This is a genomic window from Roseovarius sp. JB2-10, assembly GCF_055693585.1.
The window spans coordinates 1624323-1646369 of record NZ_CM146337.1; the positions used below are offsets into that span (position 1 = coordinate 1624323).

A 22047-nucleotide genomic window follows, 5' to 3' on the forward strand; every position below is an offset into this window, starting at 1 on the left:
GGGCAACGGTTCAAATCATAAACGCCCCCGTGGGCGCAACGCGCTGACGGAGGTCGATCCCAGGGCGATCCCTTGGGACCGGAAGTTTTAACGGACTTCCGAATGTGCCGTGCTGTTACTGTGCCCTAAGCCGGGAGTCAATTGCCCCGGTGGATTTCAAGCCATTTATTGATAACTGGGACCAGATTTTTTGTCCCCGGACCGCTGGTGTAAATTTCGGTCACGGGAATGGTCTTGGTTTGATCGCCATCCGTAACCACAAGTGACGGGCGGGTCATGGGTGGGCCACCGCCACGGCTCCGGTACGTTTTTTCGATAACGGCCTGGCGTACATCGTCCAGTGGTACGACGGTTTCCTTGTAACGGATCATCGTACGCGATCTGATCGTGGCCCTTTCTGCACGTCCATCCAGGATAACTTGCAGGCGTTCCACCAGAAAGGCCATTGCCCCGATACCCATACCGCCACCTAGGACAATAAACATCAGACCAAGCCATTGGCCGTCGGATATGGTGAACAGTCCAACAGCGACGAAAACCAGCGTGAATACCAGCAACAGTATGGCCATGATCCACGGGGTATCGTCGGCGATCAGCAGATCAGGTGTGTTTTGCGTGATCTTCATTGCCGAACGTTACGCAGCTTTCCAGATCAATGCACCTTGCATTTACGAACGAATAAGCGAATATTCGGTTTCGGTGTTGGTAATCGCACAGATGGAATTATGGATAATTGGGACGAGATCAGAACCGCCTACAACGTTGCGCGGATTGGAACGGTCAGCGGGGCTGCCGAAGTGTTGGGCGTGCATCATGCCACGGTCATCCGGCACATAGATGCCTTGGAGGATCGGCTGGGCGTGCGGCTCTTTCAACGGCATGCGCGCGGGTACACGCCAACAGAGGCGGGTGATGATCTGTTGCGTGTGGCACAGGCAACGGATGATCAATTCAGCCAGTTGGCGGGCCGGATCAAAGGGCAGGGTGACGCGGTCAGTGGCGAATTGGTCGTTACCTCTCTGGGTGGGCTCAGCCATATGCTTGTGCCAGTGCTGGCGGATTTCCAGATCGAATATCCCGATCTGATCGTGCGGTACCTGACCGGAGACCGCCTCTTTCGGCTTGAATATGGTGAAGCGCATGTGGCGATCCGGGCGGGATCCGTTCCGGATCAGCCGGACAATGTCGTGCAGCCGTTCATGAAGCAAAATTTCACGCTTTATGCCAGCGAGGCTTACGTGGCGCGGCATGGAAAACCCAGTGCTGTAACTGAATACGAAAATCACAGGTTTGTTGGCAGCGACGACGCAAAGTCGCGCGCGCCGTTTTACCGATGGATGCGCGAAAACGTTCCGTCGGAATGTGTGGTGTTCCGCAGTGGTGATGTCCATGCCCTGCGCCGAGCGGTTCAGAATGGCATCGGGATCGGGTTTATGTCGCAACTCCACGCGCATGAGTTGGGCGGGTTGGAGGAAATCCATACACCTTTGGATGAATGGCAAGCCCCCCTGTGGCTGGTCACGCATATGGACTTGCACCGCACAACCAAAGTGCAGACCTTTTTGAATTTCCTCAAAGCGCGGGCCAAATCCTGGGAAATTGCATGACCGACGCAATGCGCGGCCATCTAGCGATGTTGTCCTTTTCCGGGTTGATCGCAGGATCATTCGCGCTCGGCTCTATGGCCGCGCCGCATATTGCGCCCACGGCATTGAATGCGGTGCGATTTGTTTTGGCCTCCGCGTTGGTCGGTGCCGCGGTGATGGCCACCACCGGATTTTCGCGAGCATCCTTTGCAGCCCCATGGCGATATCTGCTGATGGGCGCCGCCATGGGCATCTATTTCGTGCTGATGTTTGAAGGGCTCAAAACAGCGCCACCGGTTTCGGCCTCGGCGGTCTTTACCCTGACGCCGATCCTGTCGGGCCTTTTTGGGTATTGGATGCTGCGACAGATCACAACGCGGCGCATGGCGCTGGCGTTGACCGTGGGTGGTGTTGGCGCGTTGTGGGTGATTTTTCGCGCTGATCTGCAGGCGCTGTTAGCGTTTCAGGTGGGCCGGGGTGAAATGATCTATTTCGTAGGGTGCGTGGCACACGCGTTCTACACCCCTTTGGTGCGCAAACTGAACCGGGGTGAGCCTGCGATTGTGTTTTCCTTTGGTGCGATGGCGGGTGCCGCCCTTTTGGTAACGATCGCCGGCTGGTGCGACATCCAGGTGACCGATTGGTCGAGCCTCCCCTCCATCGTCTGGATCACCATCGCGTATACGGCGATATTTGCCACCGCCGTGACGTTTGTCTTGCTGCAATACGCGTCGCTCAGACTGCCAAGCGCGAAAGTGATGGCATACACCTATCTCACGCCCAGCTGGGTGATCCTATGGCAGGCCGCGTTGGGCCATGGCTTGCCACCCGGGATGATCCTGATCGGGGTCTCGCTGACCATTCTGGCCCTGATGCTGTTGCTCAAAGACGAGGCGTGAGGGCAATTTCCGGGGAAATCTGCGGATTTTTCCCGTTATGGGCGAGTAATTCTCCACGTAGAAGCATTTTTGTTGTTTTTTCCGTGGGGGGAATCACCATGCTTAGTATTGAAAGTACCGTGTTACTTATTGCCTTCGGGCTATTTTTCGTCGGGCTTATTTGACGCTTCTGTCAAATCTTCCGTCTCCAAAAAACGTTCGAATGCATCCAAATTTACGGGCTCGAACTGTCCAAATCCTTGCATCCAGACGCTTGTTTCCTTCATGGCGTCTGGTTCAAGTTTGCACCACTTCACGCGGCCCCGGCGCTCCTGACTGATCAGCCCGGCGCGGCTCAGGATGTTGAGATGCTTGGAGATTGCCGCGAGCGATATATCAAACGGCTCGGCCACATCCGTAACGGCCATGTCATCCTCCAGCAGCATCGACAGGATCGCGCGGCGGGTTGGATCGGCAAGGGCTGCAAATACGATATCAAGACGCTCCGGCATGGCACCGGTGGTACGGGCATTCGAAAGCCGAGGTCAATTGCTGAATTTTTCGACCGTTTTGTTGCGTTTACTGTCAGACCGCCATGCAGTGATACAAAAATTCTCATCTAACTTGAAAAACGTGGTGGTGTGCTGGTCGGTGCGGCAGCGCAGATATCATGACCCGCGCCATTGCTTCTCTCCGGTCCTACATTCGGAGAGTTCTCACGCTGATGCCGGTTCTGGTCGCCCAGGGTACTAATCAAGTTGCCTCGCCGCACCTGAGTTGCGGCGGGGCATTGATGCGCTCCAGAATTGACATGGAACAAAGACCCATTTCCGCGTGCCCGATATCTTGAGGCATGACCTGCGTTCAAGAGGATGGGACATGTTTCAGCATATTATGGTGCCATACACATTGGCCGATCGCCACAAATGGGCCAAGGCCGTCAAAGTAGCTGGCGCATTGGCCCGGCAGTTTGATGCCAAGGTAACGCTAGTGACCGTTGGTGGTGGCATGCGCGGACCCCATATGAAATTTTCGCGAAATGACGAGCGGCTACTTGAGGCCTTCGCAGCAGGTATCAGTGAAACTGAAGGTGTAGATGTGGCAACACGAACCTACAGCGTCGGTGCGCCAAGTGCAGAATTGGACCGTATATTGATCGACGCCGTTGATGATATCGGCGCTGATCTGGTGGTCATGGCTTCCCACAAACCGGGCTGGATAGATTACTTCGTGGGCTCGCATGGCGGTCGCATGGCCGCGCGCGCGCAGGTCTCGGTATTCGTTGTTCGCGACGATGCGTGATCATCCATCACACTGAAAGCTCAACCAAATGGTTGAATATCGGCAAATCGGCATTAGGACGGATTTTGCCTCCACCGGGGCAGATGCGGTATTTTCGCGCGTCATAATAATATATTTGAAACAACAGCTTAGTCTGGTTCAGCGCTGGATGCGTGCTCGCTTGACTCACGGGACCCCGGCGCATAGCAAAGGGCATCCGATTGATGGGGGTAATTCCGCGTGACAGAGCCGGATCAAAGCGAGCGTTTAGCGCAGCTTGAGGCCAGGATCGAAGCGCTGAAGGCACAGGACGCGCCGACGCCACATCAGGAAACCCACTACTCTCAGGCACATTTGGCCTGGCGAATGGTGATCGAATTAGTGGTCGGTCTGTTGATCGGCTTTGGCATGGGGTACGGGCTGGACAGCCTGTTCGGGACACTCCCGTTATTCCTCGTGATTTTTACGTTGCTGGGCATGGCAGCAGGCATCAAGACGATGATGCGCAGCGCCAAGGAAATCCAGCAAAAGACAGAGACCGCGCCCGATCAGGGCGATGACGAGAGGACGAAAGATGGCGACTGAGCAGCACGACGGCGCAGAAAAAGGCACCGAGCTGGTATTCCACCCGATGGATCAGTTTATCGTCAAGCCGCTGTTCGGTGATGGCGCTGTTGGTCTTTTCACGGTAACGAACGTGACGCTTTGGATGGCTCTGACAGTGCTGTGCGTCATCGCGCTCTTGGTGCTTGGAACGTCCGGTCGCTCGATCATCCCATCGCGGATCCAGTCGATTGCCGAACTGTGCTACGGTTTCATTCGCAAGATGGTTGAAGATGTGGCGTCGAAAGAGGCCCTGCCGTACTTCCCCTACATCATGACGCTCTTTATTTTCATCGTCTTCTCGAACTTCCTGGGCCTTCTGCCGGGTGCGTTTACGACAACCAGCCATATTGCGGTGACTGCCGTGATGGCGATGGCGGTGTTCCTGGCGGTCACAATCCTGGGCTTTGTCAAAAACGGCATGGGTTTCCTGAGCCTTTTCTGGATTTCTGCCGCACCACTGCCGTTGCGGCCCATCCTGGCCCTGATCGAGATCATCTCGTACTTTGTGCGCCCGGTCAGTCACTCCATCCGTCTTGCCGGTAATATGATGGCCGGCCACGCGGTGATCAAAGTTTTCGCGGCCTTCGCGCCCATGGTCCTGATCTCAACAGGTATCGGACTTGTGGTGACGCCCTTGTCGATCCTCGCGATCACGGCGATCTACGCGCTTGAGGTGCTGGTGGCCTTCATTCAGGCCTACGTCTTCACGATCCTGACCTGTGTGTATCTCAAGGATGCGCTGCATCCGCACCACTAAGGACAACCGAAACAACGGCGGAATGATCCGCCACTCGAACAACAAGAACAACTCAATTCCATCGTAAGGAGAAATCAAATGGAAGGTGACGTCGTACAAATGGGTGCATACATCGGTGCTGGTCTGGCCTGTACAGGCATGGGCGGTGCTGCTGTTGGTGTGGGCCACGTTGTTGGTAACTTCCTGTCGGGCGCCCTGCGCAACCCGTCAGCTGCCGGTGGCCAAACCGCAACCATGTTCATCGGTATCGCGTTCTCGGAAGCGTTGGGGATCTTCTCGTTCCTCGTCGCACTTCTGCTGATGTTCGCCGTCTAAGCTTACGGAACCTGATCCTTGCGGCCGGGTGGCGGGCAACCCCTCCACCCGGTGTAATCGGAAAGTTTCCTAAGAAAGGACGACGACATGGCAACCGAAACCCACGATACGGCCAGCGCATGCGTCGACTCGTTCGGCGGCGCCATTGGCATGCCACAGCTGTGTGGCGAATGGTTTGGAAACCAGATCTTCTGGCTTCTGGTCACGCTCGTCGTGATCTTTTTCGTCCTGTCGCGTATCGCCCTGCCGCGGATTGCATCAATCTTGGCGGAACGGCACGGGTCGATCACCAATGATCTGGCCGCGGCCGAGGACTTCAAAGCCAAAGCCGTTGAAGCCGAAGAAGCCTACAACAAGGCTCTGGCAGATGCGCGCGCTGAAGCACAAAACATCGTTGCTCAGACCAAGGCGGAAATTCAGGGTGATCTGAATGATGCGATTGCCAAGGCAGACGCTGAAATCGCGGCCAAGGCCGCCGAGGGTGAAAAAGCAATTGCCGAAATTCGGGCCAACGCGCTTGAGAGCGTGAAGGTTGTCGCGAAGGACACCACCAAGGAAATCGTCTCGGCGATGGGTGGTAAGGCAGATGCCAAGTCAGTAACGGCTGCCGTCACCGCACGGATGAAGGGGTGAGACCATGCGCACAACGATTGCAACTCTGATCGCCCTGAGCGCCGCAAGCCCCGCATTTGCAGCATCCGGACCGTTCTTTTCGCTCGCCAACTCCAACTTTGTGGTGCTGATCGCGTTCCTGCTCTTTGTGGGCGTTCTGCTGTATCTCAAAGTGCCCTCCCTTCTGGGCGGCATGCTGGACAAACGCGCCGAAGGCATCAAATCCGATCTCGACGAGGCCCGCGCCCTGCGTGAAGAGGCCCAGACCGTCTTAGCTGGATATGAGCGCAAGCAAAAAGAAGTGCAGGAGCAGGCGGATCGCATTGTGGCGCAGGCCAAGGAAGAAGCCAAAGCCGCTGCTGAGCAAGCCAAGGCTGATCTGAAAGTGTCGATCGAACGCCGCATGGCGGCCGCGGAAGATCAAATTGCTTCGGCTGAATCCAGCGCGCTGAAAGAAGTGCGGGATCGCGCCGTCTCGATCGCAATTGGTGCCGCCAAGGATGTGATTGCCAAGCAGATGTCTGCGGCGGAGTCGAACAAGCTGATCGATGGTGCCATCGCAGATGTGGACGCCAAGCTGCACTAAGACCTGAGCGCTTGAAATTCGAAATTGGGGAACCCCGGGCCTGAGCGTCCGGGGTTTTCCGTTGGCGATCAGATACAAAACCAATCTAAGTTTTCAGGTGGCTGGAATTCAGCGTGGTTTGCGGTCAAATTTAGGGGCCACAAAAGAAAGGGGGCCGTTGATCCGGCCCCTCAGTCTGTCCTGCCTGGTGTCTTCAGTGAATAGAGAAATGCTGAAATGCCAGTGCGATGTAATCGATTGCAACAGGTATAGGCGACGCGAGATCAGAATCGGTCAACAGAAACTGATTCTATTCTGTCAAAAACGTCGTTTTTCTATCGTTTTAACGGTCAACCGGATGCTTCATCCGTGATCCCGCAGGATATGCCCAGCCAGATATAGCGAGCCGCAGATCAAGATCCGCGCATGGGGGAGTCAGCCACAATCTTTTGCACCGCTTCAAGAGCGTTCTCAGCCGTCGTGGCCGAGAGACCCACGCCGCGCGCAGCCTTAGCGGTTTCATCCGCGGGCAGGGTATTGGCCTCGCCGGGGATGGAAATGGCGATCAGCTGCGCCGCTTCCTGCGCAAGAGGCTTCAGATACCCGGCGATATCTTTGGTATTCAGCATCCCACAGACCAAATGCGTCGGACGGCGCGGTAACGACGCAAGGTGGCGCCCAAGGGCTTGACCCGCAGCGGCATTGTGCCCGCCATCCAGCCATAGCTCAGCCTCAGGTGCGGCATCAATCAGGGGGCCTCTCGCCAGTTTTTGCATCCGGGCGGGCCAGGACGCGGTGGTAACAGCGGCTTCGCAGGCCGCTTCATTCAAGCCCAGATGACGCAAGGCGGCCAACGCTGCCCCTGCATTCTCGATCTGGTGCGCGCCGGGCAGGTTGGGCATCGGCAGGTCAAGCAAGCCTCGCTCGTCCTGGAACACCAGACGCCCCCGTTCCGTAAACACATGCCAGTGTTGGCCCTGTGCTATAAGGGGCGCACCGACTTCTGCGGCCCTGGCTTCGATCACATCCATGGCATCGTCCTGCTGGGGGCCAACAACACACGGTATCTGCCGTTTGAGAATACCAGCCTTTTCCGCCGCGATTTTTGCAAGTGTATTGCCGAGGAACTGTTCGTGATCGATCGACACAGGCGTGATCACGGTTAGCGCAGGGTTGGCGATGACGTTTGTGGCGTCCAACCGCCCGCCCAGACCCACTTCGAGCAGGGTAAAATCCGCAGGCGTTCGCGACATTGCCAGCAAGGCAGCACAGGTCGTGATTTCGAAATAGGTGATCGCCTCTCCGTTGTTCGCAGCATAGCATTCGTCCAGCACAGCCATCAATTCTGGCTCGGAAATCAATTCACCCGCCAGCCGAATTCGCTCGTGAAACCGCGCCAGATGGGGCGAGGTATAGGCATGCACGTGATGGCCCGCCGCTTCCAGTCCCGCACGTATCATGGCTTGGGTCGATCCCTTGCCATTGGTGCCCGCCAGATGAATGACAGGGGGTAGATTGTCCTGCGGATTACCCAATGCGTCCAGCAGACGCCAAACGCGGTCTAGTGTGAGATCGATGATTTTGGGGTGCAGCGCCATCATCCTGTCGAGGATGATGTCAGACGTGCCGGCCGTCATTTTTTTGCAGTCTTCTTGTCGGCCGGAAGTTCCGTTGCGGCCGGATCGGGTGTTTGTTCCGATGGATCAGGGGCGGGTAGATCGCCTTTCACTGCCGGGGGAGGCCCAACAGCATGCGCGTTATGGTGATCAACTCGTCCCGCATTTGTGGACGCGGTGTGACGCGGTCGAGCATGCCGTGATCCAACAAGTATTCCGCACGCTGGAACCCTTCGGGCAGCTTTTCGCGAATGGTTTGTTCAATCACCCTTGGCCCGGCAAAACATATCAGGGCATTGGGCTCGGCAATGTGGACATCACCCAGCATCGCGTAGCTGGCGGTCACGCCGCCGGTCGTGGGATGCGTTAGCACCACAATGTAAGGCAGGCCTGCTTCTTTCAGCATCTGGACGGCCACCGTGGTCCGGGGCATCTGCATCAGGCTCAGAATGCCCTCCTGCATGCGCGCGCCGCCCGCCGCGGAAAACAGGATCAACGGGCGTTTGAGGCGCACGGCCTCTTCGGCGGCGGCAATGATCGCGTTGCCCACATACATGCCCATCGACCCGGCCATAAAGCTAAAATCTTGTGCCGCAGCGACGATGGGCGTCCGCCCGATTTCGCCCGTGGCGACCAGCATGGCGTCCGGCTCACCGGTCGACTTTTGCGCGGCTTTCATGCGTTCCGGATATTTCTTTTGATCGCGGAATTGCAGCGGGTCTGCGGTGGGCGCAGGGACGGCGACATCGCTGAAAATGCCCCCGTCGAACAGGGCCTTCAAGCGTTCACGTGGGGTGATCACCATGTGGTGGCCGCACCCGGTACACACCATCAGGTTTTCGCTGAGTTCGCGGTGGAACAGCATGGTGCCGCATTCGTCACACTTGGACCACAGGTTTTCGGGCATCTCGCGGCGCGAAAAGATCGAATTGATCCGAGGGCGCACGTAGTTGGTGATCCAATTCATCGAAAGAGGGTCCAGTTCGTCATGTTTCGGATCAGAAATAAGCGTGCGTGTCGGGAATTGCAATCAACGACGCAGTGCTACGCGTGCGGCCAGCCAACTGCAGAGCAGGATCATTAAATCCAGCGGTGCCCAAACATAAAGCTCATCCGGGGAGGCGAGCGAAAACGGGAAAGTATAGAGCGACAAACCATCAAAATTCCCCTCTGGGGCGGCCACAGCGATGGCGCTGAAATTATTGACCATGTGCAATGCAATAGCCGGACCTAACGTGCCCGACCGGGCCGTCAAATCGGCGGCTACAATACCAAAAATCGTGGCCCACGCGAAAACGACCAGCGCATTGGCCTGCGGTATTTCAGGATCGTAATGAAGGAACCCGAAAAGCACGGACGGCGCTACGATCCAGACCGCCGGATTGGAAAACCGCGCGGCCAGCTGGCTCTGAATATACCCGCGAAACGCAATTTCTTCTGCGGAGGTTTGAATAAGCAAACCAAGAAGAGACAAAGGCAGCAATAGCAACCACTGCCCCGCCGCCAGATTGGGTGTGACTGACAACCCATCCGGCAGTGGCATCAAGGCTGTAACGGCGAAGAGGATCATCAAAGCCAGACCCACCCGCCGGAACTGTTTGACCGCCAAAACCGTTGGTCCAATCAAGGAGCCAAGACCACGTTGATGAAGTACCCGCAGGGTGATCGCGATTGATATCGTGAGCAGCGCGAAGAAAAAGAGGTTCACCAGAACGCCCATCGGGGTTCGGGCGGTCTCAAGCTCGTCAGAGAAAGAGGCCCATCCGCCGCCCGGTAATAGCGCGCCCAACAGGAAGGACAGCATGTAGACCAGAACGATATAGGTCAGCACCGTCATCACCAAGCCGGTTGCAAGCAAATGCACGCGTGCGGTTGGGCGGGCGGGGGCGATCAGATGTTCATAAGGGTCATACCGCATAAGAGCGACCCTAGGACCGTGCGCGACCATGCGCAATCGCGCAAGGCCTTGTGGCACGTCTTCAATCCCGCTTGCCCAATGGCTGTCCGTGTCCTAGACCGATGCAGACAATTTTCCACGAGGCCTCGCCATGACAAAATTCGACAAAGCCAAGCTCCCTAGCCGTCACGTAACCGAAGGGCCCGCCCGTGCGCCGCACCGGTCTTACTATTATGCGATGGGCATGAGCGAGGAAGAAATCCATCAGCCGTTGATCGGCGTGGCCACCTGCTGGAACGAGGCAGCACCGTGCAACATCGCGCTCAATCGTCAGGCGCAGTCGGTCAAGATGGGCGTCAAGCACGCCAGCGGTACGCCGCGCGAATTCACCACCATCACCGTAACCGACGGGATCGCGATGGGCCATGAGGGCATGCGCTCTTCTTTGGCATCGCGTGAGGCAATTGCCGACACGGTTGAGCTGACCATGCGCGGTCATTGCTATGACGCGCTTGTTGGCCTGGCGGGCTGTGACAAATCCCTGCCCGGTATGATGATGGCGATGGTGCGCCTGAATGTACCGTCCGTTTTCCTGTATGGCGGGTCCATCCTGCCAGGCCGTCTCGATGGCAAGGACGTAACGGTGCAGGATGTGTTCGAGGCCGTCGGTCAAAACCAGGCTGGCAACCTCAGCGAATGTGAGCTTGAGAAGCTTGAAAAGGTCGCCTGCCCCTCGGCGGGTGCCTGTGGCGGCCAGTTCACCGCAAACACCATGGCCTGCGTGTCCGAAGCGATCGGGTTGGCCCTGATGAATTCCTCCGGCGCACCTGCGCCTTATGAAAGCCGGGATCAATATGCCGAAGCCTCAGGCTCCGCCGTAATGACGCTGCTTGAAAAAGGTATTCGGGCGCGTGATGTGGTCACGCGCAAAGCATTGGAAAATGCAGCGCGTGTCGTGGCGTGCACCGGCGGATCGACCAATGCAGGGCTGCACCTACCAGCGATCGCCCATGAGGCCGGAATCGAGTTTTACCTTGATGATGTCTGCGACATTTTCAAGGACACGCCCTATTTCGTTGATCTCAAACCGGGCGGTCAGTTTGTGGCCAAAGACCTCTACGAAGTGGGTGGCGTGCCGGTCGTGATGAAGGAATTGCGCAAAGCAGGCCTGATCCACGAAGACTGCATGACCGCCGATGGCATCACCATGGGCGAAGCGCTCGACAAGATCACGCGCGAGGCGGATGGCCGCGTGATCTATCCCGTCGAAACACCGCTCACGAAAACCGGCGGTGTCGTTGGTCTCAAGGGGAACGTGGCCCCGTCCGGCGCCATCGTCAAAGTCGCAGGCATGAGCGAAGAACAGCAGGTATTCACCGGCCCCGCACGCGTCTTCGAATGCGAGGAGGATGCTTTTGCTGCCGTGCAGGAGCGCTCTTACAAAGAAGGCGAGGTGCTTGTGATCCGCAACGAAGGCCCCGCGGGTGGCCCCGGCATGCGCGAAATGCTGGCGACCACTGCTGCGCTTAGCGGCCAGGGTATGGGCAAGAAAGTAGCCCTGATCACCGATGGTCGTTTCTCGGGTGCCACACGTGGTTTCTGTGTCGGTCATGTTGGCCCGGAAGCGGCCCATGGCGGCCCGATAGCCCTGTTGGAAAACGGGGACATGATCACCATTGATGCCCTCAAGGGCGAGATCAGTGTAGCGGTGAGCGATGAGGATATGGCCAAACGCAAAGCGGCATGGCCCGGCCCGCGAGAGACGATTTACGCCTCCGGTGCGCTCTGGAAATATGCGCAGCTGGTGGGCGAAACCTATAAAGGGGCTGTCACCCACCCCGGTGCTGTCGAAGAACGCCATATCTACGCTGACCTCTGATCTGCGAATGGCCCGGCAGCACAGTTGCCGGGTCTTCAAATCAGCTCGATTACAATTTCGTGAAGCGATCCCAAGGTGGATAGTAAGCCATCCGGTGAATTCCTATATTGGTCCAAACATTCCGCAGGGCAGTCAGGAAGAAAAACCATGTCACACAAGGTATTCACGCGTCGCGCGGCCGTTTTGAGCGGCATCTCGGCCTTGGCCGCACCTACATTGGTGCGCGCGCAGGACGCCAGCGCAAATCGCCGGAACGCATCCTCTTTCCTCACGCGCCATTGGAGTGATCATTTCGACACGCTTGGCAAAGGGGCGATTGTCGCTGATATTAGCAGTCGTGCATTGCATTACTGGGGACCGGACGACGAGACATATCGGCTCTATCCGTCTTCGATCCCGAAAACCGAAGAACTGACGCGCCGTGGTTACACGAAAGTGGTGCGTAAGAAAGTCGGCCCAAGCTGGACGCCGACCGCCTCGATGCGCGAACGCGATCCTTCACTGCCTGAATTTATGCCACCGGGCGAGGGCAATCCGTTGGGCACCCACGCCCTGTATTTGTCGTGGCCTGCGTATCTGATCCACGGCACACATGACACGCGCAAGATCGGTCGCATGTCATCGTCCGGGTGCATCGGGCTCTACAACGAACATATCGCGGCGCTTTTTGCCGAAGTGGACGTTGGAACCCAAGTGCTGCTCTTGTAAATCGACCTCGGGTCGCCCCCCCAACCGCTTGTCATTGGCGTTGACCGGCCCTCAGCCGGTGCTGTGGGATTTGGATCTATCTTCCAACGAATAGGGTGGATTGTTTCCAAATCATGGTTAATGCTATGGAAGGGCGACTTGGGGCAGACTGGGACGGAACCAGGGCAAGATGGATCCGCAATGATAAAACTACGCAGTGCTTTATTGGACTGGGCGCGTCACAAACGTGAATTGCGCCGGTGGAGCCGTGTGGCCCGTGATGCGCCAAAACTGCGTCATTCCTTACTGCGATCTGAGCGTGCGCGCGCCCGTAAGCTTATGTATTCACTCAACGAAGTTGTGTCAGTTGCGGATAATCGGTTGGCATTGCCGATGATCGGCTCCAACGCGTTCCCCAAGCCCCATGGTACAGACTGGTCGTGGCGTCCGTCTTTATGGCGCGAGCCGCTTTCCAACCCCGGAATGTCTTCGGTGGAAAGCAAATCCATGTTGGGCGACGAAGTAACACTGTTTCATGATTGTGCACATTCCGAGCTCACTTTGCGCCAATTGCGTAACAGTCGTGAGGCGGATTTGGCCCCGTTCGGCTTACGTATGGATGTTTTCAGCTTTGACGGTTCGTTTCTGTCTCTGGTGTTGGATTTGCCGTTCGAAGCGGTTGACCGTTTGACCCGGAACCACCTGATCCGCATGGATACGATTGTGGAACTGGAAAAGCCGCTGGAAATTTTTGCCCGTCTCAACATCAAACACGGGCCCAATACCGAACAGATCGTGCGCGAACTGCCCTTGCATGAAACCGATGTAATGGTCGAGTTTGATCTGGCCTATAGCCAATTGAATGAGAAACGCATTGAGCGCGCCTGGATCGATCTGATTTTTGAAAACCCGCAGATGAGCCAAGTGATCCTGCGCGATCTGACTTTTGGCCGCCGTCCACGGGCCGAGTTTTGACGGAGGCACTTATGCGAGATCTCACATTGACCAAAACGCGCCTGTTTGAAGGCGTATGGGAGGGGGTGCTGACCCATGAAGGGGAAGGCAACTATCAGCCTGAGATCGAAGTTACACATTTGCAAAAGCCTGTTCCCGGTGTGCAAGTCACGGAAAAACCGGCGGAAAACCTGTGGGTCTTGCGGGTACCGATCCCGGTCGAGATGATCGCGGATGGTGTGCAGACGTTCGTCATCTGCGATAAGCGCAGCGGTGAAATGCTGGACAGCTTCGCCCTGATGTCTGGCGACGCGCTAAGCTACGATATTCGCGCAGAGGTGGCGCTTCTGCGCGAAGAGCTGGACCTGCTCAAGCGCGCCTTCCGACGGCACTGTCTCGAAACCACTTAGGCTCGCAGGTCATTTCTCGCTTCTGACAACGCGTAGCTATTTCGCTGGTGGGCCAGAGACCTCCCAGTTTTCGATGATGTCCATGGCGTCCTGAGCCGTTTCGACAAACCGGAAGAGATCAAGATCTTCGGGCGAAATGGTGCCCGCGTCAGCCAGTGCTTCCCAATTGATGATCGAGCGCCAGAACTCTTCACCAAAGAGCAGGAAAGGCACGGGGTTCATCCGATCCGTTTGAATCAGAGTCAACGCCTCGAAGGTTTCGTCCAAAGTGCCAAACCCGCCCGGAAAGACACAAATCGCTTTTGCGCGCATCAAGAAGTGCATTTTGCGAATGGCGAAATAGTGGAAGTTGAAGCACAGATCGGGCGTCACATATTCATTGGGCGCCTGTTCATGGGGCAAAACGATGTTAAGGCCGATTGATTTGCCGCCTGCATCATCCGCTCCACGGTTGCCGGCCTCCATGACGCCCGGGCCGCCGCCCGTCACAACAACATTCTCGCGGCCATAGCTGGCCATGGATTTTTCTGTCATCAACCGGGCAAATTCCCGGGCTTCATCGTAGTAATGCGACAGATCAGCCAGCGTCTTTGTCCGGGCCTCATCCTTTTTGGACGGTTCGGGAATCCGGGCGCCGCCAAACAAAACCACTGTGCTTTCGATACCGCTTTCGTTGAGGATCATCTCGGGCTTGAGCAGCTCCAATTGCAACCGTACCGGCCGCAATTCATCGCGGCACATGAAATCCTGATCGTCGAACGCCAACCGGTAGGCGGGCGCACGGGTTTGGGGCGTATCGGGCACTTGTTCCACAGTTGAGCGGTCGGAATGTGCGTCGCGGAACTGGCTACGGCGGTCGTCTTTCATGGGTGGGACATCCTTGCTTGGGTATCTTCTGTAAGGGGTATAGGTTCTCTGTGGACTTGACCAGTGAAGGGCGTGAAATGGACTGGAAAGATAAAATATCCGAAGCGGCAGAGCGCATACGCGGCCATGTCAGACAGACGCCTGTTATCAAGGCGGATGTGCCGGGCGTGGCGCATCAGGTGACGTTCAAGTTGGAGCATCTGCAGCATACCGGCAGCTTTAAAGCACGGGGTGCTTACAATTCATTGCTGAGCGGTCCGGTGCCACAGGCGGGTTTGGTGGCGGCTTCGGGTGGCAACCACGGTGCGGCGGTTGCCCATGCGGCCCAGCATCTGGGTCATGTGGCGCAGATTTTTGTGCCTGAAAACGCAGGCCCCGCAAAAATCGCGCTTATTGAACGGTGCGGCGCAAAACTGACGGTTGTGCCGGGGGAATATGCGAATGCGCTCAATATGGCGCGAGAGGTGGAAGAGGCCAGTGGCGCGATGCAGATCCACGCGTATGACGCGCCCGCGACGGTGGCGGGGCAGGGCACCTGCATGGCGGAATGGGAAGCACAAGGTTTGGATGCGGACACGGTGATGATTGCCGTTGGCGGTGGCGGTTTGATTGCGGGGTCGTTGGCCTGGTTGAACGGTACGCGCAACGTCGTCGCGGTTGAGCCGGAAACTTGCCAAACCTTGTATGCGGCCCAAAATGCAGGGGATCCGGTGGATATTGCCGTGTCGGGCATCGCCGCAAATGCGTTGGGAGCCCGCCGTATTGGTGGAATTGGTTTTGAGATTGCGCAGAAATTTGGCATCAAAACGGTTCTGGTGAATGACGAAGAGATTACCGCGGCGCAGCGATGGCTGTGGCAGGCGATGCGCCTGTTGGTGGAACCTGCCGGGGCGGCTGCATTAGCGGCATTGATGTCGGGCGCCTACACGCCGGCACCCGACGAGCGGGTTGCGATCTTGCTCTGCGGTGGGAACATCGCGCCTGAGCCTTTGACGTAAAAGCCGCGCTCGGGCGGTCCCGCCCGCCCAAACCCCATGCCCTCGCGCGTCTTTGCTGCCGCGGTTTGCCCGCACGTGGTCGCATTGCGCATCGCGACGGGGCATCTTATAGGCGATGACAGAACATATCTGATCACCGCAAGGGAGCCCCGTCATGTCGAACGCACAGCTTGAAACAGCCATCGAAGCCGCATGGGATGTGCGCGATACCATCAATACCGACACGACCGGTGAAACGCGCGAAGCCATCGAAGACACGCTGCATGCGCTGGACAGCGGCACATTGCGTGTGGCCGAGCCCCGCGACACCGGTGAATGGCATGTCAATCAATGGGCCAAAAAGGCCGTTCTCTTGTCGTTCCGCCTCAATGACATGGCGATCATCGAGGGTGGTCCGGATAATGCTGGGTGGTGGGACAAAGTGCCTTCGAAATTCGATGGCTGGAACGAGAGCCAGTGGCGCGATGCAGGGTTCCGTGCGGTGCCGGGATCAATCGTTCGACGCTCGGCCTTTGTGGCGCCGGGCGTGGTGCTGATGCCGAGCTTTGTGAACATCGGTGCCTATGTTGACGAGGGATCGATGGTTGACGGATGGGCGACTGTGGGCAGTTGCGCTCAGATTGGGAAGAACGTGCACCTGTCGGGCGGCGTTGGAATTGGCGGCGTGCTGGAACCGATGCAGGCGGGCCCCACGATTATCGAAGACAATTGTTTTATCGGCGCGCGCTCTGAAGTTGTTGAAGGCTGCATCGTGCGCGAAGGCTCGGTTTTGGGCATGGGCGTGTTCATCGGACAGTCCACCAAGATTGTCGATCGTGAGACAGGTGAAGTGTTTTATGGCGAAGTGCCCCCCTATTCGGTTGTAGTGGCCGGTTCGATGCCGACCAAGAACAATATCAGCCTTTACTGTGCTGTGATCGTCAAACGCGTGGATGAGAGAACCCGCTCCAAGACCGGCATCAACGAGTTGTTGCGTGACTGACAAACCCAAGAAAAAGTCCCGCCAGCAGGCATTTACCCTGCTGGTGGAGATCGGCCGCAAGGAAGGTGACGGGTTGGACGCGAAAGCGACCGGCGCCGCTCTTGTGATCTATGCCAGCGGTATCGACGAAGCCGAAGCGGTGCGCGAGACAGTTGCCATCCTCAAGCAAGCCGATACGGCGCCGCTTGATGTCACGGGGTATGGCACATTGGATGAGCGTCTGGCAGAAGGCCATGAGATCAGCGATGAGGAGCGCGGCCTGATGCAACGCGCCTTGGACGAAAACGCCGTGATCGTCGCGCAGGTATCCCCGTTTTACGATTGACCCCTGCGAACAATCCTATGCAGCGCGGTGCATGGCCAATGTAATGGCTTCGAAAGGTTTCAGGACCGGCCATATCGGTTGTGGATGCTCTGGCAGATGTGATCTGTTTGCACCCGCCAACACACTTGCGTTCAACTGATCCGGTTTGCGCCGCAACCGACCGACAAACAGGCTCTCCACCTCGCACCCGGCGGCAATGATCGCCTCATGTCCTGGCAGCAATATGTGGTGATACGTCATGAGATCGGGACTGTCCGCGAAACGGGTGGATATGCCGTTCACAAGATGCCATGCCGGTGCCAATACGGCCTCTTTACCGAACATGTACTCAACTTCGGAGCCCCCCATCACCAGTCGTTGCTGCGGGGCCAGTACAACGTCGCGGTAGAGCCCGAAATACGGCGCGCGGATCAAAACGGGCCGGAAACTGCCGCGTGCGGGCACTGTGCGGCTGACGGTTTGAAGCACAGGCACAACGGTGCCATCCGCCGTCAGAACCAGATCACCGCGCCGCAGCCGATCGGCAAAAGTTGAACCCCGGGGCGTCGCGATCGGCACGCTTCCGGCCAATCCCGGCATGGGACCGACCGGCTCGATCCGCGAGGATACCGCGATGAAGTCGACCTCGTCATGCAGTTCTCGTTGGCGAGGGTCCGTGATGACATTATGCATGTCGCTCAGCGGAATGGGATGTGGCGGGTCCAGCATCACCGTATGTATTTTGTCTGTTTCCGGCTGCTCCAGCGTGAGGCGTGCCCATTTTCCTGGCGCGTCCCAGCAATAGGTCAGGCGCAAGACGCTGATCCGGTTGTTGGGGTCGTGGGGCAGCGTCACATGACGCACATCATCGCCTTGCGTTTCGACCAGAATGATGCCGCCTCCGGGCAGCATTTGTAGAGAGAAAGCGCCGATCCACGGATAGTGCCGACGGAAAGAAAGCAGGGTTTGTGGTCTCTTGGCCGGTGTAAGATGAGTTTCCAACATCAAGGTGCCACGCGGCATCAGTGTTTCGGGATCCCGCGGGTTGCCATCATGGCGGGCATTGGCGCCAAGGCCGCGCTCATCGAATCGACTGCCGATCTGATCGGCGATGCCAATCCAACCCATCCTAGGCGACCTTTGTGCCGGTCATGAGCAATTGCGCCTCGTAGCGTTTCAGCGTGCGTCGGGCCGCGGGGCTGTAGCCGGCACCTGTCTCAGGGTCGATTTCGGGAAAGAGGGTGCAAATCTCCTGCACGATTTCGGCTTCAAAACTTTTTGCAGTCTGTGGCCCCGGCAGGAAGCTTTCGGTTTCCAGACCCTCCGAAAACACCACCTGATGACGATCAAAAAGGATATGTACGTAGTCCACGCTACCGCCCTCCACGCGGCGGACGGACCGGTCATTGACCAGATCGCGGGCGGCGACCAAAACCTCTGCCTCGCCGAACAACAGCTCGGCCAGACTGTCGCGGATCAAAACCCGGTGCAGCGGCGACAACAAGAGCTCGCGGTGACTGCCAAAGGTTTTTGCAGCAATGCGGATTGGGGCAAAATCACCCACGGCGTCAACGCGCCGTTGCCCGATCCAGCGCAAAGGCTGCGCACCGTCATCTTGCGTCATCACCAGATCACCCGGTTCCAGGTGATCCACAGGAACTTCACCATCTGGTGTGCGGATCAGCGTGCCTGCCACAAAACACGGGATCGATGACACGGTGACAAAACCGACATCTGTCGCGCCGGTCGTGCTCGAAACCTCGTAGGTGAAATTGACATCTTCAACATCGCCGTCGCCCACGATGGTAATCGTGCCATCACCGTTCACCGTGATCTGTTGACCGCTGCCCAACGTAATTATCGAACCTGCCGTTACGGATTGGCCGTTGATTTCGGTGATCGTCAGCGTGCCGCCGGTATTGTTGATGTCATTGCCCAACAGGTCGATGGTCTTGGACCCGGTCGGGAATAGATTCGAGCTGTCATCCGTGGCCACGAGTGTGGTCTGTATGCTGTCACCGGCAATGAGAAGAGTGGAATCGTAACGATTGTCGGCCACGTCCGCGATACCGATCCGGATCGAATTGAGATCGCCACTATTGACCGGAATGGTCAATGTCATGGTGACGGTAAAGCCGTCCATTTCAGTGTTGAACTGATCGGCCGTGTTATCAATGAACAGGTTGCCGTTGCTGCCCGAATTCACATTGTTGGGATCAATGTCACCATCGCCGACGGCCAGATCCACCTGTGTCCCGTTGATCCAGACGCCCACAAAATCCTGAAACTGACCGTTGGTGAATTCGGGATATTCTTCAGATGAAAAGACGAATTGCATCGTCATCACATCGCCGGTCGGGATGAAATCGACGTCTATGTAGGAGGCATCGAAAGTCGAAGTACCAGCTGCGGCGTTGAAGAATGGGTCGTTGTTGGGGCCACTGGAATTTGTGGTCGTGCCCGTGCGCAGGTTGGATTGTGACGCGTTGTTGGTGAAACCGCGCAGATCGCCAGTGGAAAAGAGTACGCCCGTATCGCCGGGTGTAACATTTGGCGAAATGGCGTCGCCGTTCGTGTAAATGCCCGACGAATCCCGGTCGCCCGTGTAAGACGCGGTGACAACGGTCACGCCGTCGCCGAAAATCGCCTCTGCCATCTGCGTCGCAGTGGCATTTCTATTGATCGGTAACTCTGTACCTGCAACCATCTACTGCCCCAACCCATATGTTGGAGACAGCGCAAAACGCCAGCGTGACAGGGTTTTCCCTGCCTTATTTTATTTGGACAATCTGATTGCCCGCTCGATATGGGGCCTTTGCGGCCCTGCTGATTTTGCCCTGCCTCGGGTCATTTATTAAGGACTGGTTAGCAAATAAAGCGGCACCTGTTAAGGTTTAAAATCTGAACATCTGCACAATCTGGAAATATGCGATTTTTTTGTGGCATTTGCGCTTTGCAGAAATCCGCGCTAGGCCGCAAAGAGGTAAGAAAAGCTGTGAGCGATCATGTCCCAAAGCCCTGTTGATCCCGTTGAGTTGACCGCTGCCCTGGTACGATGCCCGTCTGTGACACCACAGGAAGGGGGTGCGCTTGTCCTGTTGGAAAAACGGCTGGAACAGGCAGGGTTTGACTGCACACGGGTTGATCGGAACGGGATATCCAACCTCTTTGCCCGGTGGGGCGATAAAGATGCTGCCAAGACTTTTGGGTTCAACGGCCACACCGATGTGGTGCCTCTGGGTGACGAAGCCGCATGGAGCATGCCACCTTTCGGGGCTGAGATCAAAGACGGCAAGCTTTGGGGCCGTGGATCAACGGACATGAAGTCAGCCGTTGCGGCCTATGTGGCGGCGGCAATCGATTTTACCCACGAGATGCCAGCAGATGGCGCATTGGTAATTGCGATTACCGGTGATGAGGAAGGTGACGCCGTGGATGGAACCGTTGCGTTGCTGGATTGGATGAACGCCAACGATGAAGCGATGGATGTGTGCCTTGTGGGGGAGCCGACCTGTCCTGATGTGATGGGCGACATGATCAAGATCGGGCGGCGCGGATCCTTGTCGGCGTGGTTCACGGTTACTGGCGTGCAGGGGCATGCCGCGTATCCGCACCGGGCGCGGAACCCGATGCCCGCGATGGCACGTTTGATGGACAGGTTGTCATCACGCGTGTTGGATGAAGGCACAGACCATTTCGATCCCTCCACGCTGGCCGTTGTGACAATCGACACGGGCAACCCGACAACCAACGTCATCCCGGCGGAATGCAGTGCAACCGTCAATATTCGCTTCAATGACGCTCATAACAGCCAAAGCCTGATCGACTGGATGCAACAGGAGCTGGACGACGTCAGCGCGGCATTCGATGTTAGCGGAGCGATGAATGTCAAAGTGTCCGGTGAAAGCTTTGTGACGCCTCCGGGCGATTTGTCGGATTTGGTGGCCGCTGCGGTTGAGGCGGAAACCGGTATTGTGCCGGAGCTTTCGACAACCGGGGGCACGTCCGACGCCAGATTTATCAAGGACCATTGCCCGGTGGTTGAATTTGGCCTTGTCGGCCAGAGCATGCATCAGGTGGATGAACATGTCGTGGTCGAGCAGATTAGCCAGTTGAAATCGGTTTATACTCGCATTCTGCGCGATTATTTCGCCTGAGATCATGCATCCCACGCTGGTTGTCATGCTAAAAGAACCACGTCCCGGACGCGTCAAAACCCGTCTTGGTCGCGATATCGGCATGGTCGGCGCATCCTGGTGGTTTCGTCACCAAGTTCAGCGATTGCTGCGAGAGCTAGAGGACCCGCGTTGGCGCCTGCTGCTTGCCGTTGCACCGGACCATGCTGGCCTGATGTCCCGCGTGTGGCCGGCGCATTTGGCACGTTTCCCACAAGGACCGGGTGATTTGGGCGCGCGAATGGGCCGTTTGATGCAAGAGCTTCCGCCGGGCCCGGTTTGCATCATCGGCGGTGATATTCCAGGCATCCGCAAGTCCCATATCGCCCGTGCGTTTGCGACATTGGGCGGGCATGAAACCGTTTTCGGGCCCGCGCCGGATGGCGGATACTGGTTGGTGGGCATGAAACGTATCACCGTCCCGGCAGGTGTGTTCAAAAACGTGCGCTGGTCCACGGAACATGCGCTCGCGGATAGCATGGCCAGTATGGCGGGGCTACGGATTGCACAGATAGATATGTTGCGCGATGTAGATACCGTTGCTGATCTTTGAGCCCGCTGGTGCCAACTGGAGTTCGCGATCGCTCACGCTGGTTGGCATGCGTTCAGGGCACGCAGCCCTTGGGGTTTCACCCCAAACCCTGACCCGCCGCACGGGTCTTTCCTGCGTGGTACACC

Annotated in this window: 23 protein-coding genes and 2 pseudogenes; 17 read left to right on the forward strand and 8 right to left on the reverse strand. The window is 57.3% G+C overall.

From position 1 onward, the window contains the following. Window positions 1-137: 137 nt before the first annotated feature. On the reverse strand, window positions 138-626 hold the full coding sequence (locus ACZ1HJ_RS08050) for a hypothetical protein (protein ID WP_472721783.1): 489 nt from the start codon (window positions 624-626) through the stop codon (window positions 138-140). A 99-nt stretch (window positions 627-725) separates the two neighbouring features. Here ACZ1HJ_RS08050 and ACZ1HJ_RS08055 point away from each other — a divergent pair, with 99 nt between their 5' ends. Both ACZ1HJ_RS08055 and ACZ1HJ_RS08060 read left to right on the forward strand, forming a co-directional pair. Continuing rightward, entirely contained in the window at window positions 726-1607 is an 882-nt protein-coding gene (locus ACZ1HJ_RS08055) for a LysR family transcriptional regulator (RefSeq protein WP_472721784.1), read from the forward strand. Then, complete coding sequence (locus tag ACZ1HJ_RS08060) at window positions 1604-2485, forward strand: DMT family transporter (RefSeq protein WP_472721785.1); 882 nt, start codon at window positions 1604-1606, stop codon at window positions 2483-2485. Before ACZ1HJ_RS08055 ends, ACZ1HJ_RS08060 begins: the two co-directional genes overlap by 4 nt. Before the next feature lie 140 nt (window positions 2486-2625). Here ACZ1HJ_RS08060 and ACZ1HJ_RS08065 read toward each other — a convergent pair whose 3' ends face one another. Further along, on the reverse strand, window positions 2626-2976 hold the full coding sequence (locus ACZ1HJ_RS08065) for an ArsR/SmtB family transcription factor (protein ID WP_472721786.1): 351 nt from the start codon (window positions 2974-2976) through the stop codon (window positions 2626-2628). A 367-nt stretch (window positions 2977-3343) separates the two neighbouring features. On the opposite strand from ACZ1HJ_RS08065, the gene ACZ1HJ_RS08070 reads away from it, so the two are divergent. The 6 genes from ACZ1HJ_RS08070 to ACZ1HJ_RS08095 all read left to right on the forward strand — a co-directional run bounded on the left by ACZ1HJ_RS08070 (window position 3344) and on the right by ACZ1HJ_RS08095 (window position 6621). Further along, the gene (locus ACZ1HJ_RS08070) at window positions 3344-3766 is read left to right on the forward strand and encodes a universal stress protein (protein ID WP_472721787.1); all 423 of its coding nucleotides are present in this window, start codon (window positions 3344-3346) and stop codon (window positions 3764-3766) included. Between the two features lie 219 nt (window positions 3767-3985). After that, window positions 3986-4330 (forward strand): AtpZ/AtpI family protein, encoded by a 345-nt coding sequence (locus ACZ1HJ_RS08075; RefSeq protein ID WP_472721788.1) that lies wholly within the window; start codon window positions 3986-3988, stop codon window positions 4328-4330. Beyond that, window positions 4320-5108, forward strand: a complete 789-nt coding sequence (locus ACZ1HJ_RS08080) for a F0F1 ATP synthase subunit A (protein WP_472721789.1) — start codon at window positions 4320-4322, stop codon at window positions 5106-5108. The genes ACZ1HJ_RS08075 and ACZ1HJ_RS08080 overlap by 11 nt, the downstream gene beginning before the upstream one ends. Before the next feature lie 78 nt (window positions 5109-5186). Next, the gene (locus ACZ1HJ_RS08085) at window positions 5187-5423 is read left to right on the forward strand and encodes a F0F1 ATP synthase subunit C (protein ID WP_085799500.1); all 237 of its coding nucleotides are present in this window, start codon (window positions 5187-5189) and stop codon (window positions 5421-5423) included. A gap of 87 nt (window positions 5424-5510) precedes the next feature. Continuing rightward, window positions 5511-6056 carry a F0F1 ATP synthase subunit B' gene (locus ACZ1HJ_RS08090; RefSeq protein WP_472721790.1) on the forward strand — a complete coding sequence of 182 codons (546 nt, stop codon included), beginning with the start codon at window positions 5511-5513 and terminating at the stop codon, window positions 6054-6056. Between the two features lie 4 nt (window positions 6057-6060). Beyond that, the gene (locus tag ACZ1HJ_RS08095) at window positions 6061-6621 is read left to right on the forward strand and encodes a F0F1 ATP synthase subunit B (RefSeq protein ID WP_472721791.1); all 561 of its coding nucleotides are present in this window, start codon (window positions 6061-6063) and stop codon (window positions 6619-6621) included. Window positions 6622-6963: 342 nt separating this feature from the next. On the opposite strand, the pseudogene ACZ1HJ_RS08100 reads toward ACZ1HJ_RS08095, so the two are convergent. The 3 genes and pseudogenes from ACZ1HJ_RS08100 to ACZ1HJ_RS08110 all read right to left on the reverse strand — a co-directional run bounded on the left by ACZ1HJ_RS08100 (window position 6964) and on the right by ACZ1HJ_RS08110 (window position 10134). Next, window positions 6964-8237 (reverse strand): annotated as a pseudogene (locus ACZ1HJ_RS08100) (bifunctional folylpolyglutamate synthase/dihydrofolate synthase). Next, window positions 8234-9183, reverse strand: a pseudogene (gene accD / locus ACZ1HJ_RS08105) (acetyl-CoA carboxylase, carboxyltransferase subunit beta). The pseudogenes ACZ1HJ_RS08100 and accD overlap by 4 nt, the downstream one beginning before the upstream one ends. A gap of 63 nt (window positions 9184-9246) precedes the next feature. Continuing rightward, complete coding sequence (locus ACZ1HJ_RS08110) at window positions 9247-10134, reverse strand: lysostaphin resistance A-like protein (RefSeq protein WP_472721792.1); 888 nt, start codon at window positions 10132-10134, stop codon at window positions 9247-9249. A 130-nt stretch (window positions 10135-10264) separates the two neighbouring features. On the opposite strand from ACZ1HJ_RS08110, the gene ilvD reads away from it, so the two are divergent. From ilvD to ACZ1HJ_RS08130, 4 genes are all read left to right on the forward strand, one after another. Continuing rightward, window positions 10265-11992 carry a dihydroxy-acid dehydratase gene (gene ilvD / locus ACZ1HJ_RS08115; protein WP_472721793.1) on the forward strand — a complete coding sequence of 576 codons (1728 nt, stop codon included), beginning with the start codon at window positions 10265-10267 and terminating at the stop codon, window positions 11990-11992. Between the two features lie 147 nt (window positions 11993-12139). Next, the gene (locus tag ACZ1HJ_RS08120) at window positions 12140-12700 is read left to right on the forward strand and encodes a L,D-transpeptidase (protein ID WP_472721794.1); all 561 of its coding nucleotides are present in this window, start codon (window positions 12140-12142) and stop codon (window positions 12698-12700) included. Window positions 12701-12880: 180 nt separating this feature from the next. After that, window positions 12881-13654 carry a DUF6478 family protein gene (locus ACZ1HJ_RS08125; RefSeq protein WP_472721795.1) on the forward strand — a complete coding sequence of 258 codons (774 nt, stop codon included), beginning with the start codon at window positions 12881-12883 and terminating at the stop codon, window positions 13652-13654. Window positions 13655-13665: 11 nt separating this feature from the next. After that, the gene (locus ACZ1HJ_RS08130) at window positions 13666-14043 is read left to right on the forward strand and encodes a hypothetical protein (RefSeq protein ID WP_472721796.1); all 378 of its coding nucleotides are present in this window, start codon (window positions 13666-13668) and stop codon (window positions 14041-14043) included. A 36-nt stretch (window positions 14044-14079) separates the two neighbouring features. On the opposite strand, the gene ACZ1HJ_RS08135 is transcribed toward ACZ1HJ_RS08130, so the two are convergent. Further along, window positions 14080-14910 carry an LOG family protein gene (locus ACZ1HJ_RS08135; RefSeq protein ID WP_472721797.1) on the reverse strand — a complete coding sequence of 277 codons (831 nt, stop codon included), beginning with the start codon at window positions 14908-14910 and terminating at the stop codon, window positions 14080-14082. Between the two features lie 77 nt (window positions 14911-14987). Here ACZ1HJ_RS08135 and ACZ1HJ_RS08140 point away from each other — a divergent pair, with 77 nt between their 5' ends. The 3 genes from ACZ1HJ_RS08140 (at window position 14988) to ACZ1HJ_RS08150 (ending at window position 17215) form a co-directional block, all read left to right on the forward strand. Continuing rightward, the gene (locus ACZ1HJ_RS08140; RefSeq protein ID WP_472721798.1) at window positions 14988-15908 is read left to right on the forward strand and encodes a threonine/serine dehydratase; all 921 of its coding nucleotides are present in this window, start codon (window positions 14988-14990) and stop codon (window positions 15906-15908) included. 154 nt (window positions 15909-16062) lie between these two features. After that, the gene (dapD, locus tag ACZ1HJ_RS08145) at window positions 16063-16890 is read left to right on the forward strand and encodes a 2,3,4,5-tetrahydropyridine-2,6-dicarboxylate N-succinyltransferase (protein ID WP_472721799.1); all 828 of its coding nucleotides are present in this window, start codon (window positions 16063-16065) and stop codon (window positions 16888-16890) included. Beyond that, complete coding sequence (locus ACZ1HJ_RS08150) at window positions 16841-17215, forward strand: hypothetical protein (RefSeq protein ID WP_472721800.1); 375 nt, start codon at window positions 16841-16843, stop codon at window positions 17213-17215. The genes dapD and ACZ1HJ_RS08150 overlap by 50 nt, the downstream gene beginning before the upstream one ends. A 15-nt stretch (window positions 17216-17230) precedes the next feature. Here ACZ1HJ_RS08150 and ACZ1HJ_RS08155 read toward each other — a convergent pair whose 3' ends face one another. Further along, window positions 17231-18322 carry a Hint domain-containing protein gene (locus tag ACZ1HJ_RS08155; RefSeq protein ID WP_472721801.1) on the reverse strand — a complete coding sequence of 364 codons (1092 nt, stop codon included), beginning with the start codon at window positions 18320-18322 and terminating at the stop codon, window positions 17231-17233. A gap of 1 nt (window position 18323) precedes the next feature. Further along, window positions 18324-19901, reverse strand: coding sequence for a Hint domain-containing protein (locus ACZ1HJ_RS08160; RefSeq protein ID WP_472721802.1), 1578 nt, complete (start codon window positions 19899-19901; stop codon window positions 18324-18326). A gap of 298 nt (window positions 19902-20199) precedes the next feature. Between ACZ1HJ_RS08160 and dapE the strand changes: the two genes are divergently transcribed. Further along, window positions 20200-21351: a succinyl-diaminopimelate desuccinylase gene (gene dapE / locus ACZ1HJ_RS08165; protein WP_472721803.1), complete on the forward strand. Its 1152-nt coding sequence runs from the start codon at window positions 20200-20202 to the stop codon at window positions 21349-21351. A 4-nt stretch (window positions 21352-21355) separates the two neighbouring features. Continuing rightward, a complete protein-coding gene (locus tag ACZ1HJ_RS08170) occupies window positions 21356-21922 on the forward strand; it encodes a TIGR04282 family arsenosugar biosynthesis glycosyltransferase (RefSeq protein ID WP_472721804.1) in 567 nt (188 codons plus the stop codon). Window positions 21923-22047 lie beyond the last annotated feature (125 nt).

Coding starts and splice junctions, on each gene's coding strand:
- ACZ1HJ_RS08050 (WP_472721783.1), bottom strand. CDS start 626: ATGAAGATCACGCAAAACACACCTGATCTGCTGATCGCCGACGATACC.
- ACZ1HJ_RS08055 (WP_472721784.1), top strand. CDS start 726: ATGGATAATTGGGACGAGATCAGAACCGCCTACAACGTTGCGCGGATT.
- ACZ1HJ_RS08060 (WP_472721785.1), top strand. CDS start 1,604: ATGACCGACGCAATGCGCGGCCATCTAGCGATGTTGTCCTTTTCCGGG.
- ACZ1HJ_RS08065 (WP_472721786.1), bottom strand. CDS start 2,976: ATGCCGGAGCGTCTTGATATCGTATTTGCAGCCCTTGCCGATCCAACC.
- ACZ1HJ_RS08070 (WP_472721787.1), top strand. CDS start 3,344: ATGTTTCAGCATATTATGGTGCCATACACATTGGCCGATCGCCACAAA.
- ACZ1HJ_RS08080 (WP_472721789.1), top strand. CDS start 4,320: ATGGCGACTGAGCAGCACGACGGCGCAGAAAAAGGCACCGAGCTGGTA.
- ACZ1HJ_RS08085 (WP_085799500.1), top strand. CDS start 5,187: ATGGAAGGTGACGTCGTACAAATGGGTGCATACATCGGTGCTGGTCTG.
- ACZ1HJ_RS08090 (WP_472721790.1), top strand. CDS start 5,511: ATGGCAACCGAAACCCACGATACGGCCAGCGCATGCGTCGACTCGTTC.
- ACZ1HJ_RS08095 (WP_472721791.1), top strand. CDS start 6,061: ATGCGCACAACGATTGCAACTCTGATCGCCCTGAGCGCCGCAAGCCCC.
- ACZ1HJ_RS08110 (WP_472721792.1), bottom strand. CDS start 10,134: ATGCGGTATGACCCTTATGAACATCTGATCGCCCCCGCCCGCCCAACC.
- ilvD (WP_472721793.1), top strand. CDS start 10,265: ATGACAAAATTCGACAAAGCCAAGCTCCCTAGCCGTCACGTAACCGAA.
- ACZ1HJ_RS08120 (WP_472721794.1), top strand. CDS start 12,140: ATGTCACACAAGGTATTCACGCGTCGCGCGGCCGTTTTGAGCGGCATC.
- ACZ1HJ_RS08125 (WP_472721795.1), top strand. CDS start 12,881: ATGATAAAACTACGCAGTGCTTTATTGGACTGGGCGCGTCACAAACGT.
- ACZ1HJ_RS08130 (WP_472721796.1), top strand. CDS start 13,666: ATGCGAGATCTCACATTGACCAAAACGCGCCTGTTTGAAGGCGTATGG.
- ACZ1HJ_RS08135 (WP_472721797.1), bottom strand. CDS start 14,910: ATGAAAGACGACCGCCGTAGCCAGTTCCGCGACGCACATTCCGACCGC.
- ACZ1HJ_RS08140 (WP_472721798.1), top strand. CDS start 14,988: ATGGACTGGAAAGATAAAATATCCGAAGCGGCAGAGCGCATACGCGGC.
- dapD (WP_472721799.1), top strand. CDS start 16,063: ATGTCGAACGCACAGCTTGAAACAGCCATCGAAGCCGCATGGGATGTG.
- ACZ1HJ_RS08150 (WP_472721800.1), top strand. CDS start 16,841: ATGAGAGAACCCGCTCCAAGACCGGCATCAACGAGTTGTTGCGTGACT.
- ACZ1HJ_RS08155 (WP_472721801.1), bottom strand. CDS start 18,322: ATGGGTTGGATTGGCATCGCCGATCAGATCGGCAGTCGATTCGATGAG.
- ACZ1HJ_RS08160 (WP_472721802.1), bottom strand. CDS start 19,901: ATGGTTGCAGGTACAGAGTTACCGATCAATAGAAATGCCACTGCGACG.
- dapE (WP_472721803.1), top strand. CDS start 20,200: ATGTCCCAAAGCCCTGTTGATCCCGTTGAGTTGACCGCTGCCCTGGTA.
- ACZ1HJ_RS08170 (WP_472721804.1), top strand. CDS start 21,356: ATGCATCCCACGCTGGTTGTCATGCTAAAAGAACCACGTCCCGGACGC.